Source organism: Mycoplasma sp. 2261 (assembly GCF_053851575.1).
This window is the reverse complement of sequence record NZ_JBSQAX010000003.1, coordinates 16,017-31,496: the sequence shown is the minus strand read 5'-3', so window position 1 is coordinate 31,496 and position 15,480 is coordinate 16,017. Positions and strand designations below refer to the sequence as shown.

The window sequence follows — 15,480 nt, the reverse complement described above, 5'->3', positions numbered from 1 at the left end:
TTTATTGGTAAAATTGAATGAGAGTTGCTTTTAAAACACCATCATAGAATATTCTTATAGTTTTTTAATTTCAATTATAATTAGTAATATGAAATTAAACCTATCTAATCAGTTGCGCCCTAATAATTTAGATGATTTTGTTTGTTCAAAAATTAAAAGAAACCTTTTCAATTCTATAATCAAAAATAAAGACCTTTCTTCATTTATTTTTTATGGTAAACCAGGTTGTGGTAAAACTACAATAGCTTCAATTCTTGCTAATCAAATGAATGTTAATTATGATTTTTTTAATGCTGCTATTGATAAGAAGGATGATTTACTTACAAAAATCAAAAATAATGACATTTTAATAATTGATGAGCTGCATAGATTAAATAAAGATAAACAAGACATTTTGTTGCCTTACTTAGAAGACGGTTTTATTACCATTTATGCCACAACTACTGAAAATCCTTATTTTAAAATACAACCAGCATTGCGTTCAAGAACTCATATTATTGAAATGGATTTTCCAACGCAACAAGATATTAAAAAAAGACTACAACAGATATCTATACAAATGCAATTCGACTGATTAAAAAATGTTGAAATACAAGATTTTATTGCCACACAGGCTAACGGCGATTTTCGAGGAGCCATAAATATTGTTGATCTTATAAGTAAACTTAGCACAAGTGATAATATTACATTGGGAAAAATTAAAGAGTTGGTCCCCTCAATAAATTTTGCAAGTGATAATAATGCCGATAATCATTATGATTTGCTAAGTGCTTTTCATAAGTCATTACGAGGTTCCGATCCTGATGCTGCTTTGTATTGAGGACTATTAATTTTAAAAACTGGAGACACTAGCGATTTATTTCGTCGAATGTTATGCGCTGCTTATGAAGATGTTGGGTTAGCAAATCCAATGGTCGGCCCACAAACGCTAGCAGCAATTGAAAGTTTCGAGCGATTAGGATTACCAGAAGGTTATTTGCCGATTGGTTTTGCGATTCTTAATATTTCTTTGAGTCCCAAATCAAACTCAGGATATCTTGCTATACAACAAACTAAAAAAATATTGGAACGTAATTTAATTTATCAGCCTCCTTACTATCTTAAGGAATTTAATTTGTCTGCAAGTTTTAAAAAAGAGAAATATAAGTATCCTCATGATTATCCTTATCATTGAGTCCAGCAACAATATCTGCCTAATGAATTGATAAATTTAAAGACATATGAATATCAAGGCCAAGGTTGAGAAAAGAAAGTTAAACAATACTGAGAAATAGTTAAAAAAAAGGAGAACAATAATGTTTAATTTGGATAAAATCAATAATTTAGAAGACTTAAAAAATATTAAAAATCAATTTAATAATTCTCCTGAATTAAAACAATTAATGGAGCAATTAAAAACAGCCTCTAAGGAATTAAAACCAGAAATAGGTAAAAAAATTCAAGAATTAAAAAAACGAGCAGAAGACTTTTTTGATATAGCAAAGGATAAACTTAATAATTTAGAAATCCAAAAACAACTAGAAAAAGATTTTGTGGATTATGCCACTCCTGTTGAAAATGAAGGTTCAATTCATCCCGTTAATCTTGTTTCTCAAAAATTTAGAGAGTGGCTTTTATTTAATGGTTATATTGAGCTAAGTTATTCTGAAATTGAAAATGATAGATATAATTTCGAGAATTTAAACATTCCTGCATCACACCCAGCGCGAGAAATGCAGGATTCCTTATATTTAAATAATAATGAGCTTTTAAGAACACATAATACAGGAATAAGCGCTCGTGCACTTGAGAAATTTGCTAATAAGGAATTTTCACAGTTCGCCATTGGTAAGGTTTATAGAAATGATGAAGAAGATAAAACACATACTCATCAATTTACACAACTTGATTTAGTGAGCGTGGGTAATGTTTCCTTTGCGTCATTAATGTATACATTGAAAGAAATGCTTTCTTATGTACTTGAGGAAGACATAAAAATTAGGCTTCGTCCATCATATTTTCCATTTACAGAACCTAGTGTTGAGGTTGATATTTTTTTCAAAAATAGATGAATTGAGGTTTTGGGAGCAGGCATGTTAAATGATAAAGTTTTAAAATCTGCTGGTTATACTAATATGATGAACGGGTTTGCAGCTGGCATTGGAATTGAGAGAATTACAATGATTAAATATGGTATTGAAGACATTCGAGAGTTATATACCAATGATAAAAGATTTTTAAATCAATTTAAATAGAGGTTTAAGGAGTTAAGAATATGATTTTTTCATTTAAAACATTATGTAGACTAGCTAATTTACAAACTCATACTATCGAGGATGTTGTTGAAGCAATAAATTCAATTGGTTTTGAAGTGGAACAATATTATAAATTCAGTGATGTTGAAGGTATAAAAATATGTCATGTTACAAATACATACAAGAATCCTCAAGCCGATCGTTTAACAGTGTGCGAGGTTGAATATAGTGACGGACATAAAGCTATTATTCAAACAACTGCAACCAATATGAAAAAAGGTCAGTATGTTCTTTCCTTTGTTCCTGGTTCAAGAAGTAAAGAAATTATCTTTGCTCCAAGAAAAATGAAAGGCATTACTTCGGAAGGTATGTTTGTGAGTTTGGATGAATTAGGTTTTAATTCGAATGTAATTCCAGAGGAATTTGGCAATCAAATATTTCAATTAGATAAAATAGATTTAAATATCGACCCAATAACCTATTTTGATTTAGATGATTATATGATTGAAGTTTCAATTCTTTCTAACCGTGCTGATGCGCAATGTTATCTTGTTATGGCTAGAGAATTAGCGGCATTTTTTGATACCGAGATAAAATGACCAAAAAAGGCAAACCCTAACTTGATTTCTTCATTTGAGGTCAAAAAGTTAAATGATACTCATTCTTTTTCATTGGTTGAAGCGTCTAATAGTAATTTAAGATGTTCATTACAAGAACAAATGCTATTATGAAGACATAACATTAAAACATTCAATAATGCTGTAGACCTTACCAACTTAGTGCTTTTATTTGCCGGCGTCCCATGTCATATTTATAATAAAGAAGACCTACAATCAAATGTGTTTAATGTTGATTATTATAGTGGTAAGCTAAATATTTTAGGTAATAAAGAAGTTGAATTAAAAAATGCACTTTGTGTATTTAATAATGAAACGCCTATATCTATTGCTGCTACTATAGGTTTAGAACAATATCAATTTAAGAAAGAATCTCAAAAAGTTATATTTGAACTTGCTTCGTTTAATATTATGAGTGTTAGAAAAAATGCTAAGCAAATCAAATTAAATACAAATTCATCAATGCGTGCAAGCCGTGAGATATCGGATGGCTCTTTGATTTTGGCTTATAATTTTTTAGCTCAATATTTAACTGATTACTCGCATCAAATCAATGTTCCCAAAACCCACAAGAAGAGTATCTTAATAGATAAATCATATTTGAATAAATGCGCAGGGTTTTCAATTAATAAAACTAAAAAGTTTAATGAGGTAATGAAAAAAATATCTAAACTTGATTTTAAATTTAAAAATGATGAATCAGTTGTTGTTTTTCCAACTTATCGCTATGATTTAAATACTTTGCAAGATTTCGTTGAGGAGGTCTTTAGATTTTATGGTTATGATAATTTTCCACTAAAACAACCTAAAATAACAAGATTAAATTATGATATTAACAACGTTTATGAATACTATAGAACATTAGCAAATAAAAATTATTCAAATGTTAGAACATATACACTAATAAAACCTGAGGAAAATATTTTCGACCCTTTTAATATCAGAGAAATTTTGAATGCAGTGGATGCAAAAAATTATGATCACTCGCAGGTTCGTCTATCATTTATTCATAGTTTGAATGAGGTGGCTATTCATAATGAGAAACAAGGTTTTAAAAAAGGGTCTTATTTTGATATCGGAATGATCGGGCGCAAAATGAATATTTTGGGTCTTTGTTCAAATATTAAATCATTTGCTGAAATTAAACAAGATGTTATGTCATTGACTAATAAACAATTAGAGTTTAAAAAAACACATAGCACAATTTTTCATCCCAACGCATCATGTGTTATTTATCTAGGGTCAGAAATGATTGGATATATAGCTAAAATTCATCCCCAAATTATTAACTCAGATTATATTTTTGTAGAAATAATGCTTGATAAATTATTAAATGATTCTAATACTTTTATTAATTATCGACATGAACCTATAAAAACAAGAGATATTACTTTTGAACTAAATAAACACGAAACTGTTGAAAAAATCATTGAAAAAATTAAGTCAATAAAGGGCATTTATTCATACAAAATTATTGATACTTTTTATAAAAATAATGATACTAAAAATGTTACATTTTCCTTTTTAATTGAGGATTGAGCAATTAAAAAACTTGATCAAGTTTTTGCTGTTTCTAAATAATTCAAATTTATATTTTTTTCATCTGTTTTCGCTATTTTTTCCTAAAATACCCTACTTTAAAAGCGAGTATTGCAAAATATTAGTGGAGGCAAAAATATGAATGAAACAAACATAAAAAAGGTTGTTAATATTGATCAAATTTTGAAGGAAATTGAAAAAGAATTCGGTAAGGAATCAATTATGTTATTAGGAGAAGAACCTAACATAATTCCAGAAACTTTTAGTTCCGGTTCTTTAAACATTGATAATATTCTCGGAATTGGTGGATGGCCAAGAGGCAGAATTGTTGAGATATTTGGTCCTGAAAGCAGTGGAAAAACTACATTAGCATTACATGCAATTGCCGAAATTCATAAGAATGGCGGTATTGCTGCTTTTATTGATGCTGAACATTCTATTGACCCAATATATGCTAAAAACCTTGGCGTCGATATTAAAAATTTAATTCTAGCTCAACCAAATTCCGGTGAAGAGGCATTAGAAATAGCTGACAGATTAGCCAAAACCGGTGCAGTCGATTTGATTGTTATTGATTCAGTGGCCGCATTAGTTCCAGAAGTTGAACTAAATGGCGAAATGCGAGACCAAACAATTGGTGCTCAAGCTCGATTAATGTCGAAAGCATTAAGAAAAATTACCGGTACATTATCTAAAAATAAAACAACGATTATATTTCTTAATCAAATAAGGGAAAAAATTGGAGTATTGTTTGGCAATCCAGAAACTACAACTGGCGGTAAGGCGCTTAAGTTCTATTCCTCGATTAGGCTTGAGGTAAGAAAGTCACAAAATATAACTAGCAACGGTGATATAACGGGGAATCAAATTAAATGTAAGGTTGTTAAGAATAAATTAGCCCCACCATACAAAAGTGCACAAATTGAAATTGTATTTTCAAAAGGTGTATCAAGGGTTAATGAGATTATTCAATTAGCAGAGGAATTTATGATTATTTCTCGTAAAGGTTCATGATATAACTATAATGGCCAAAATATTGCCCAAGGTCAAATTAATTTATCGCTATTGTTACAAACAAATAATGAACTCTATAGTGAAATTTATAATCAGGTCATTGAAAAATTAAACAATGTCTAATGTTTATTAAAAATGTGTTTACTTATAAAGACTTGTTTAACCTAAAAAACGTTAAATTATATATAATTTAAAACTATGAAAAAAGAGAATATAAACATTTTATTTCTTGGTGATATATTTGGAAACCCAGGTATTGATTTTGTTATAAAGAATTTAGACAAAATTATTAAAGACGAGAATATAGACTTTGTAATAGCACAATCTGAAAATGTTTCTGGTAGAAAAGGCTTTATTCCTGAACATTACTTTCAATTAAAAAATGCGGGGGTGAATGCCTTTACATTGGGTAACCACGTTTGAGCTAAACATGAAATAATGGATATAATTGATAATAACGACTTAATTAGACCTGTTAACATAGATCAAGGCTATCCAGGGTCAGGTATTAGACTATTTGATGTTAAAGGGAATAAAATTGCTGTTATATCATTTATGGGGATAACTTTTAACCCCCTATTGCAACCTTGGAAACAAGAGGTTGCAAATAACTTTTTTGATAAGTTTGATGAGGTATACAGCTTATATAAAGCTGATTATTATATAGTTGATTTTCATGCTGAAACGACATCAGAGAAATCAGTTTTTGGTTTGTATGTTGATGGAAAAGCTGACGCACTTATCGGTACCCACACACATATTCAAACAAATGATGCTAAAATTCTTCCGCATGGAACATATTATTTAACTGACGCCGGAATGTGTGGCCCAAGGGATTGCGCTATTGGTTCTAATTTTGAAGAAGTTTATCAAAAAATGAGATATGATGCAAGATTGCCATTTAAAGTATCAAACAATAAGTGTCAGTTTAATGGTGTAGTTTTTACGCTAACTAAAAATAAAGATAAAAAAATGATTAAATTAATAAATTTCTTGGAGAAGTAATGAAAGAAAAAAAACAAATAAGCATGAAAGGCAATTTTCTAGTTAAAAAGTATAATTATCGAAAAAACATCATTTTTTATCTTTATCAATCAGAACTATTTAGTGTGCATTTAGATACGAGCGTTATTGTTAATAATCCTCTAAATGAAATAAATCCTTGTGAAATACAAGCGTTGCAAATAATAGAGTCAAAATATGAAACCTTAAAAAAAATTATTGAGAAGTTTATACTAGAAACATGGGAGTGGGAGCGAATTAGCCCATTAATTAGAGCAATATTAATATTTGGTGTTTATGAACTAACTTACAATGATAGTAGCGTAGTGATATATGAATTGGTTAATATTACTAAGCTTTTTTCACCTGGCAATGATTATAAATTTGTTAATAAAATTCTCGATAAAATTTCTAAACAAATAATTAATAAATAATATGAAAAAAACCTTGAAACAGTTAATAAAGGAAAAATTTTTATTGGATGAAAAAACCATCGATTCTTTAGCAATGCAAGGAAGGATAATTGTAAATAATGAAAAAGTTTTTTACCCAACATTAAGATTTAGTGATGATTGTGTTATTACCATTAAACAAAAAAAGGATAATTATGTTTCACGTGGGGCATACAAATTGAAAGAAGCAATTAAGGAATATGGTATTAACGTGGAGGATAAAGTTTGTTTAGATATTGGCTCTTCAACAGGCGGATTTGTTCAGGTATTATTAGAAAACAAAGCAAGAAAGGTTTATGCTCTTGATTCGGGCACAAACCAATTAGCTTTTTCTTTAAGAATAAATGATAAGGTCGTTGTATATGAAAAGACAAACCTTAAGGTAATAAATAATAATTTATTCGGTGAGGATATAAACTTAGTGACTTGTGATGTTTCTTTCATAAGTTTAAAATATGTTTTTGAGGTTTGCAATAAGACCTTTGGTAATGGTGTTTTATTAGTTGCTTTAATTAAACCTCAATTTGAAGCAAGCAGCAAATATGTTGAACCTGGTGGATATGTTCCTAAACAACATCATGAATATATAATTAATAAAGTGATTAATATAGCTAGGGAAAATAATTTTATATTACTAAAGCCTATTATTGAGAGCCCAATCCGTGGGGAGAAGTCAAAAAATATTGAATATCTTTCTTTTTTTGTTAAACAGGAGAAAAAAAATGACTAATGAACAAAGAGAAAAAATTTTTCCTATGTTTAAAAATAATCCTAATATTATCTATTTAGATAACGCTGCCTTAACATTTAAGCCTGATGTAGTGATAAAAAAAGGGATGGAATTTTATGAAAATTATTCAATTTCAACTCGTACTGCTGATTCGAAACTAGGAATAAAATTAAACAGTGATCTACAAAGAATTAGACGTGATGTTGCTATGTTTATTAATGCTGATCCTGAAGAGATAATTTTTACTTCGGGTACAACTGAAAGTTTAAATTTGGTGGCGCAGATGCTTTCAAAGGTTGTAGAGAGTGGTGAAATATTATTTACTTATTTTAACCATTCTTCTGCAATTGTTCCCTTTCTTGAAAATTTTAGCATTAAAAATATAAGATTTAGATATTGTTTTGACGGTGAGGACATTATAAAATCTATTAATAAAAATACACGAATTATTGTTTTACCTCAATTAACAAATAATTTTCAAATAAATCTTGATATTAAGAAAATATACTCACTTTGTAGAGAAAATAATATTATTTTAATAAACGATGCAGCCCAAGCTATTGTACATAGTAGCGTTGATTTTCGCTATTGCGATGTTGTTGCATTTTCTGGCAATAAATTATATGGTCCAACTGGGACTGGAATATTAGCTATAAAAAATAATATTTTAAAAAATCTTCGGCCTTCAAAATGGGGTGGTGGCCAGGTGCAAAATATTTTAGAATCAAATAATTGAGTAATGAGAAATTCATCTTCTAAGTGAGAACCTGGCACACCAAATTTTGCTGGCATTATCCAATTAGGAAGGGCAATTGAGTTTTTTAAAAGTTTTAATGCTACAGAATTATTTAAATATGAGAAAGAAATTGCGATATATGCCTATGAGAAATTGCAAACTTTGCCTAATGTTTTAATTGATTCTAAAAAAGGCGATACGATAATTTTGTTCAATATTAGAGGCGTTCCGGCCCAGGATGTCGCATCATATCTAGGGAACAGAAATATTTATGTGAGATCTGGTGCTTTTTGCGCTTATAAATTTAAAGATACAAACAAATATTGTAGTTCATATGTAAGAATATCGTTAGCAATGTATAACAATAAAGGGGATATTGATAAATTAATTAAGGAATTAAAAAATGGGGGTAATTTTATTGAAATCATTTAGTACCCAAGAAAAACAACAAATAATATTTAATTCTTATTCTGAACCAAAGCACAGTTTATCTATTCCAAGAGGAAATGGTATAAAAGAACATTCAAGAGTTTGCGTTGATGATATAGAGCTAAATTTACTATTTGAAAATGATAAATTAATTGATGCAAAGTATTATGCAACCGGATGTGCTATCTTTATTTCAAGTGTGGAATTGATGATTGATCAAGTTTTAAATAAAGATAAGAGCGAAATTTTGCGTATTCTGGAAGAGTACTTTAAATTAATTAACAGAGAAGAACAAATAGACATAAATATTGATTTAGGTAAATTGTTGGTATTTGAAAATGTTAAGGTTCATCTTAATCGTTTAGAATGTGCCTCAATAGTTTATCGCGCTTTTAAAAAAGGATTAAATGGCTAAGGTTATATTTCATATTGATATGGATGCATTCTTTGTAAGTTGCGAGAGATCAAAGAATGAAAATTTAAAAAACAAACCAGTGGTAATTGCTTTGAATTCAAGAAGAGCAATCATTTCTGCTATGTCTTATGAAGTAAAAAAACAAGGCTTTAAAAGTGGAGATCCCCTTTTTAAAGTAAGAGATAAGATTAAGGATTTAATTGTTATTTCACCTCATTATCAACTTTATTCTTTAATGTCTAAAAAAATTTTTAATTTTATAAAAACAAACTACTCTAATATGTTGGAAGTTTATTCAATTGATGAATGTTACTTAGATGTTACTAATAATATTAAAAAGAATGGCAATGCGATAGATTTTGCTAGAAAAATACAAAATGATATCCTTAATGTATTTGACATTCCCTGCTCAATAGGTATTTCTTATACAAAATTTTTGGCAAAAATGTCTACAAACAAGGCAAAACCTTTTGGTATTTTGGAAACAAAAAAGGAAGATATTAAAAAACATTTTTATGATTTAGGTGTTGAAAAAATTTTTGGTATTGGTAAAGCTAATTCAAAAAAAATAATTAGCTATAACATTAAGACTTGAGCAGATTTAGTAAATTGTGATAATGATATTTTTTTAAGAAGCGTTTTTGGCAAAAATTATTTTAAACTTGTTGAAAATTTAAAGGGAATTAATACAGGGATTGATCATATATTTTATAGCGATGCTAAAAGTATAAGTAATAGCAAAACATTTATTACTGACGACTCTAGTGATAGACTTTTTTTGCTTAATGAATTAAAGAAAATTACTCAAAATGTATGTCTTAGAGCGAGTGACGCAAATTTAGAGGCTAAACAAGTTTCTGTTATGCTAAGACGCCAAAATAAGATATGGATTTCAAAAAACAAAAGCATTTCAACTTGAACTAGCAACTTTGATTTGATATGAAAAAATGTTGAATTGATTTTTGATTCTTTGTGAGATGAAGAGCCACTTCGTGGTTTGGGGGTAAGTATTGGTAATTTAAGGACAATTTTTAATTCTGATTCTTCATTTGATATACTTTCTAGCGATTCAAAAAATATGGTTGAAAAAATAATTAATGAACAAAATTTTATAAATGGTAATAATTTATTAAAAACTTTATATCAATATAGCATGGAAAAAAATATCAATACAGACAATATAAAATTTCTAAGAAAGAATTCAAAGACAAAAAACAAGAGAATTAGTTTGGAGGATTAAATGAAAATAGGAATATATGGTGGTAGTTTTAATCCAATTCATAAAGGCCATATTAGCTTAGCAAAATTCGCAATAAATGAGCTTTCATTAGATAGGTTATATTTTGTGCCCACTAATAAAAACCCCTTTAAGAATAGTAGTGAGTATGTTGCTAATAACCATCGCATTAATATGATCAATATGGTCTTGGAAGATAAAATGTTTTTGTCTGAGTTTGAAACCAATAGAAAAGGTAATTCATACACAATTGATACAATAAATTATTTTAGAAGCAAATTCCCTAATGATGAACTTTATTTATTTATTGGCACCGATAATGTACCCATGTTAAATAAATGAAAAAAAATTGATGAGATTGCTAATAAAGTAAAAATTTGTGCATTTAACCGCGGTAATAAGTTTTCAAAAGTTAATGCGAAGAAATTTAATGTAAGAATTTTGAACAATACTATTTATAATTTTTCTTCAACAAAATATAGAAAAGGTGATTTTTCGCAAGTAGAAGATAGAGTACAAAAATACATCGGTGAAAATTTTTTATATTTTGAGGAAATTGCTAAAAATCTAATCTTTGATATTAAAGATAAAGAAAAGCAATTTAGATATTTTCACTTAAAATGGACGGCAGAATTTGCTATAAAGCTTGCAAAATTAAATAATTATAAAATAAAAAATGCTTACCAAGCGGGTTATGCTCATGATATAACCAAGAATTGGAATGAACAAGATGCATATGATTTTTTGGAAAAATACGGATTTAGTCGAACAAATTTGGAGCCATATAAATTGCATCAAACCACAGCTTTTTTTTGGTTAAGAGATGTTTATAAATATAATAATCCGGAAGTTCTCTCAGCAATTAAAAAGCATACTTCATTAGATATAGAATTATCGTTGCTTGATAAGATTCTTTATGTTGCTGATAAGATAAGTCAGGGCCGTAGATGAGAAGGAATAGAAAAAATAAGACAACTAAGCTTTCAAAATTTTGATAAAGCATTTTCATATATTGTTTCAAGGTGTGCAAAATATGAATCTGATGTTAGAGGCCATTGCTTCAGCGAGGAGCAAAAAGAAATATATAAAAAATGAGGCGAAAATTAAAACCTCATTTTTTTATATATCCAAGGTTTTTAGAGATAACAAATCAATTAGCAATAATTCGCTAATCAATGAAATTTAATAATAAAAATAAAAATTAGCACTCATTTTATTAAAGTGCTAAAAAATATGGTACAATTATTTTATAAATTATTGAAAGATGATTTAAATATGTAAAAAATCTTAATCTTAAATTTAAAAAAAGGAGATAAAGAATATGACAAAAGAAGTTATTTTAGGAATTGACCTTGGTACAACTAACTCTGTGGTTTCGATTGTTGAAAACGGAACTCCTAAGGTTTTAGAAAATCCAAATGGTAAGAGAACTACCCCATCTGTTGTTGCCTTTAAAAACGGTGAAACAATAATTGGTGAGAGTGCAAAAAGACAATTAGAGACAAATCCAGATAGTATTGCCTCAATTAAAAGATTAATGGGTGGTTCAAAAACTGTTAAAGCAAATCAAAAAGATTATAAACCTGAGGAAATTAGTGCCTTAATTCTTTCATACATGAAAGAATATGCGCAAAAGAAAATTGGGAGCGCAGTTAAAAAAGCAGTTATTACAGTTCCAGCGTATTTTGATAATGCGCAACGTGAAGCAACTAAAAATGCCGGTATTATTGCAGGTCTAGATGTTGTTAGAATTATCAATGAACCAACTGCAGCAGCATTAGCATTTGGGTTAGATAAGTCAAAAGATGAAAATCACAAAATATTAGTATTTGACCTTGGGGGCGGTACTTTTGACGTTTCTATTCTTGAAATGGAAAATGGAACATTTGAAGTGTTATCAACCTCTGGCGATAATCATTTAGGTGGCGACGATTGAGACCACAAAATTGTTGATTGACTAATTAAAGAAATAAGCAATAAGTATAAATACGATGCTAGAAATGATAAGATGGCAATGGCTAGATTGAAAGAAGAAGCAGAAAGAGCAAAAATTTCACTTTCAGAATCATTGGTTGCAAACATTTCACTTCCATTTTTAGCTATGAATGAAAATGGTCCAATTAATGTTGAATTAGAGCTAAAAAGATCAAAATTTGAGGCAATGACTTCGGACTTATTAGAAAAAACTAAAAAGCCATTGCTTGATGCATTAAATGAAGCAAAATTAAATTGAAATGATATTACCGAAGTTTTATTGGTTGGTGGTTCAACAAGAATGCCAGCTGTTCAAAAAATAGTTTCTGATATTACTGGCAAAAAACCAAATAATTCAATTAATCCTGATGAGGTAGTTAGTGTTGGTGCTGCTATTCAGGGTGCAGTTCTTGCTGGCGATATTCAAGATGTTCTATTGCTTGATGTTACTCCGTTGACCCTAGGTATTGTTGTTGAGGGAGATATTGTCGCACCTTTAATCCCAAGAAATACTACTATTCCTGTAACAAGAAGTCAAATCTTTTCAACTGCCGCAGATAATCAAACCTCTGTATCAATTGTTGTTACACAAGGTGAAAGACAAATGGCACAAGATAATAAATTTTTAGGAAGATTTGATCTTAGCGGAATAAGCCCTGCACCAAGAGGAGTACCACAAATTGAAGTAAGTTTTTCAATTGATGTTAATGGTATTACCAAGGTTACAGCCAAAGATAAAAAGACAAATCAAGAACAAAGCATTACTATTCAAAATACATCTTCATTATCGAAGGAAGATGTTGAAAAAATGGTGCAAGAAGCCGAACTTAATAGAGAAGCTGATCAGAAAAAACGTCGCGAAATTGAATTGACTGTTAGAGCAGAACAATTAATTCATCAAATTGACAAAACTCTTGAATCAGAAGAAGCTAAAAAAATAGAGGATTCACAACTTTCTGAAATTAAAAAGGTTAAGGAAGATATCCAAAAAGAATTGAATGATAAAAATTACGATGAATTAGAAAAGAAAATAAATGATTTTGAACAAAAAATGTCTCAAGCTATGGAGTTCATAAAGAAGCAACAACAGCAACAACAACAAAATACGACCCCACAAACAGATGAGAATAATACTGAAATGAACTAATTTATAATATATTAAAAACCACTTATCAGTGGTTTTTTTAATTACATTTTTATTTAAAAAATTGCATTAAAAATATAATTATAATTATAAAAAATATGTATTATTACTAATTTAATATATAATTATATATTATAAATTTGAAAGGTCTAAAAAATGAAAACTTCAGCATTTAAATATTCGAAATTTGCATTTAATACTGTTTTTAAGAAGAAAAGTTCGATTATCATTCCTGCTATAACTTTAATTTTTTCATTTATAGTTGGTTTTGTATTTAAATTTGTGATTAGCGAAAAATATTTGACACTTGCTTCATATCTTTATATTTTTTCTGTTCTTATAGTAACTGTATTATTTGCATCTATTAAGGCGCTAAATATTTTTAAAGATTTCGAACAGGAAGGATTAGAGCTTGTTAGCATTGCTAAACCGATCTCAAGAAAAGGGCTGGTTTTAGGCAAATTACTATCATTAATATACTTCGGTTTATTATGATCAACAGTTCTTTTTATTTCTTCATTATTGTCAACATACGCATTATATTCAGGGGCAAATCTGTTTTTATATTCGCTATTATTTTTTGTTATCTCCTTAGCATCTTACTTAATGATTGCTTTAATTACAGCGCTAATAGGATATAAACTAAGCCAAAAAATTGCTATTACATTGCCTTTGGTGTTTTTTATTCCATTAGCTCTTGGTGGTTCTTTATTGTCAGCTAACGCAACAACAAATGTTAATAACGCCGCTTACTTTATTAATAAGAAATATCCATATCACTTTTCTGGCAATGAAGCAAATGTTGAACCATATTTTATAAACAATAATAAGGATGAGTTGTTAATTATCCCCAACGGATCTCAAAATAAGCAATTTTCAAACGAGCAAGTCTCATATCTTAGAGAGGTAATGAAACTTGCTAATAATTCATCGAGTGAGTGGCAATTTTATTCATGATTATCTATTCCATATCAATTACTAGATATTTTTAATACTAAAAACCAAAATGTTTTTGAGTCAATTAGCAAAACTAAATACTCAAATCAAGATAATTATATTTATTATAACAATCTAGATAGCATTTTATATAAATATAAGTTAGACGAAAATCCTAAATTGCCTAAATTTACGGTTACATCCAAAGAAGGTAATATTGAAAAGTATATTGTTCCAGGGTTGTTAAAATCTAATTCAGTTATACCTAATACTATTAATACTGATATTATTTATGCGAGAGAGGGAGCATCTAGCGTTAATATTTCATTCCCTGAGGATAACTCACAATTTTCTGCCGAAAACAATATTGTAGGGAGATTAAAATGACAATATGTTTATGAAGCATTAAATGATAAAATTTTTAACAATATAGCTAAAAGATTTGTTGATGATTTTATAAAGAATAAAACATCTGAAAATGTTATTGATTTGCATAATGAATTAACAAAAGGTATTTCTACTTTTATAAATAATTTAGAAAGTCCAATTAATCAATATTTGAATTCAAATGTTACAATATTCAACGAAAACTCTGTTAAAGAAAAGAAATTGCAATCAGAAATAGAGAGAAAAATATATTTAGGCGTTGCATTACTAAACTATATATATTTTAATTACCAAAATAATAAAATTTTTGAAGCAGTTATAAAAAATCCAAAAAGTTCAAGTTCATATGGCGATAATCAAATTGAATTAAAAATAGCTGGTTTCAATTATTACATCGGAGGATATGCAGGGTTTGAAAAGAGACTTTTTGTTAAGAATGAAAAAGTTTTAATTAGATACGAGTTAACAACAAGCCCTACAAACTATCTTTTCCAATCTGCGGATAAAGTGTTTGCTATAAATCGTGAAAAACAAATTGTTAATAAAAATGTTTACTTTATTTTATGAGCAATTTTGATTGGTGTATTATTTGCTTCAGTTTTTGCTTTATACAAGAGAAAGGATTACAAGTAAT

At 28.6% G+C, this 15,480-nt stretch carries 13 protein-coding genes; all 13 read left to right on the top strand.

All coding sequences use genetic code 4. The annotated features are described in order from the left end of the window. Window positions 1–88 precede the first annotated feature (88 nt). On the top strand, window positions 89–1,303 hold the full coding sequence (locus ACWXVM_RS00895; protein WP_438340392.1) for an AAA family ATPase: 1,215 nt from the start codon (window positions 89–91) through the stop codon (window positions 1,301–1,303). Continuing rightward, window positions 1,296–2,234 carry a phenylalanine--tRNA ligase subunit alpha gene (gene pheS, locus ACWXVM_RS00890; protein ID WP_455993830.1) on the top strand — a complete coding sequence of 313 codons (939 nt, stop codon included), beginning with the start codon at window positions 1,296–1,298 and terminating at the stop codon, window positions 2,232–2,234. The genes ACWXVM_RS00895 and pheS overlap by 8 nt, the downstream gene beginning before the upstream one ends. Before the next feature lie 20 nt (window positions 2,235–2,254). Continuing rightward, a complete protein-coding gene (locus ACWXVM_RS00885) occupies window positions 2,255–4,432 on the top strand; it encodes a phenylalanine--tRNA ligase subunit beta (RefSeq protein WP_455993828.1) in 2,178 nt (725 codons plus the stop codon). Between the two features lie 96 nt (window positions 4,433–4,528). Then, window positions 4,529–5,527 carry a recombinase RecA gene (gene recA / locus ACWXVM_RS00880; protein WP_438340389.1) on the top strand — a complete coding sequence of 333 codons (999 nt, stop codon included), beginning with the start codon at window positions 4,529–4,531 and terminating at the stop codon, window positions 5,525–5,527. Window positions 5,528–5,602: 75 nt separating this feature from the next. Next, window positions 5,603–6,409 (top strand): YmdB family metallophosphoesterase, encoded by an 807-nt coding sequence (locus ACWXVM_RS00875; protein WP_438340388.1) that lies wholly within the window; start codon window positions 5,603–5,605, stop codon window positions 6,407–6,409. Then, window positions 6,409–6,840: a transcription antitermination factor NusB gene (locus tag ACWXVM_RS00870; RefSeq protein ID WP_438340387.1), complete on the top strand. Its 432-nt coding sequence runs from the start codon at window positions 6,409–6,411 to the stop codon at window positions 6,838–6,840. The genes ACWXVM_RS00875 and ACWXVM_RS00870 overlap by 1 nt, the downstream gene beginning before the upstream one ends. A 1-nt stretch (window position 6,841) precedes the next feature. Next, entirely contained in the window at window positions 6,842–7,588 is a 747-nt protein-coding gene (locus tag ACWXVM_RS00865; RefSeq protein ID WP_444704832.1) for a TlyA family RNA methyltransferase, read from the top strand. After that, window positions 7,581–8,756, top strand: coding sequence for an aminotransferase class V-fold PLP-dependent enzyme (locus ACWXVM_RS00860; protein ID WP_455993826.1), 1,176 nt, complete (start codon window positions 7,581–7,583; stop codon window positions 8,754–8,756). The genes ACWXVM_RS00865 and ACWXVM_RS00860 overlap by 8 nt, the downstream gene beginning before the upstream one ends. Continuing rightward, on the top strand, window positions 8,743–9,168 hold the full coding sequence (locus tag ACWXVM_RS00855; protein WP_455993824.1) for an iron-sulfur cluster assembly scaffold protein: 426 nt from the start codon (window positions 8,743–8,745) through the stop codon (window positions 9,166–9,168). The genes ACWXVM_RS00860 and ACWXVM_RS00855 overlap by 14 nt, the downstream gene beginning before the upstream one ends. Continuing rightward, window positions 9,161–10,408: a Y-family DNA polymerase gene (locus ACWXVM_RS00850; protein WP_455993822.1), complete on the top strand. Its 1,248-nt coding sequence runs from the start codon at window positions 9,161–9,163 to the stop codon at window positions 10,406–10,408. Before ACWXVM_RS00855 ends, ACWXVM_RS00850 begins: the two co-directional genes overlap by 8 nt. Further along, entirely contained in the window at window positions 10,409–11,512 is a 1,104-nt protein-coding gene (locus ACWXVM_RS00845) for a nicotinate-nucleotide adenylyltransferase (RefSeq protein WP_455993820.1), read from the top strand. It abuts the gene before it with no gap. Between the two features lie 214 nt (window positions 11,513–11,726). After that, window positions 11,727–13,526 (top strand): molecular chaperone DnaK, encoded by a 1,800-nt coding sequence (gene dnaK / locus ACWXVM_RS00840; RefSeq protein ID WP_455993818.1) that lies wholly within the window; start codon window positions 11,727–11,729, stop codon window positions 13,524–13,526. Between the two features lie 153 nt (window positions 13,527–13,679). Then, the gene (locus ACWXVM_RS00835; RefSeq protein WP_455993816.1) at window positions 13,680–15,479 is read left to right on the top strand and encodes an ABC transporter permease; all 1,800 of its coding nucleotides are present in this window, start codon (window positions 13,680–13,682) and stop codon (window positions 15,477–15,479) included. Window position 15,480: the final 1 nt, after the last annotated feature.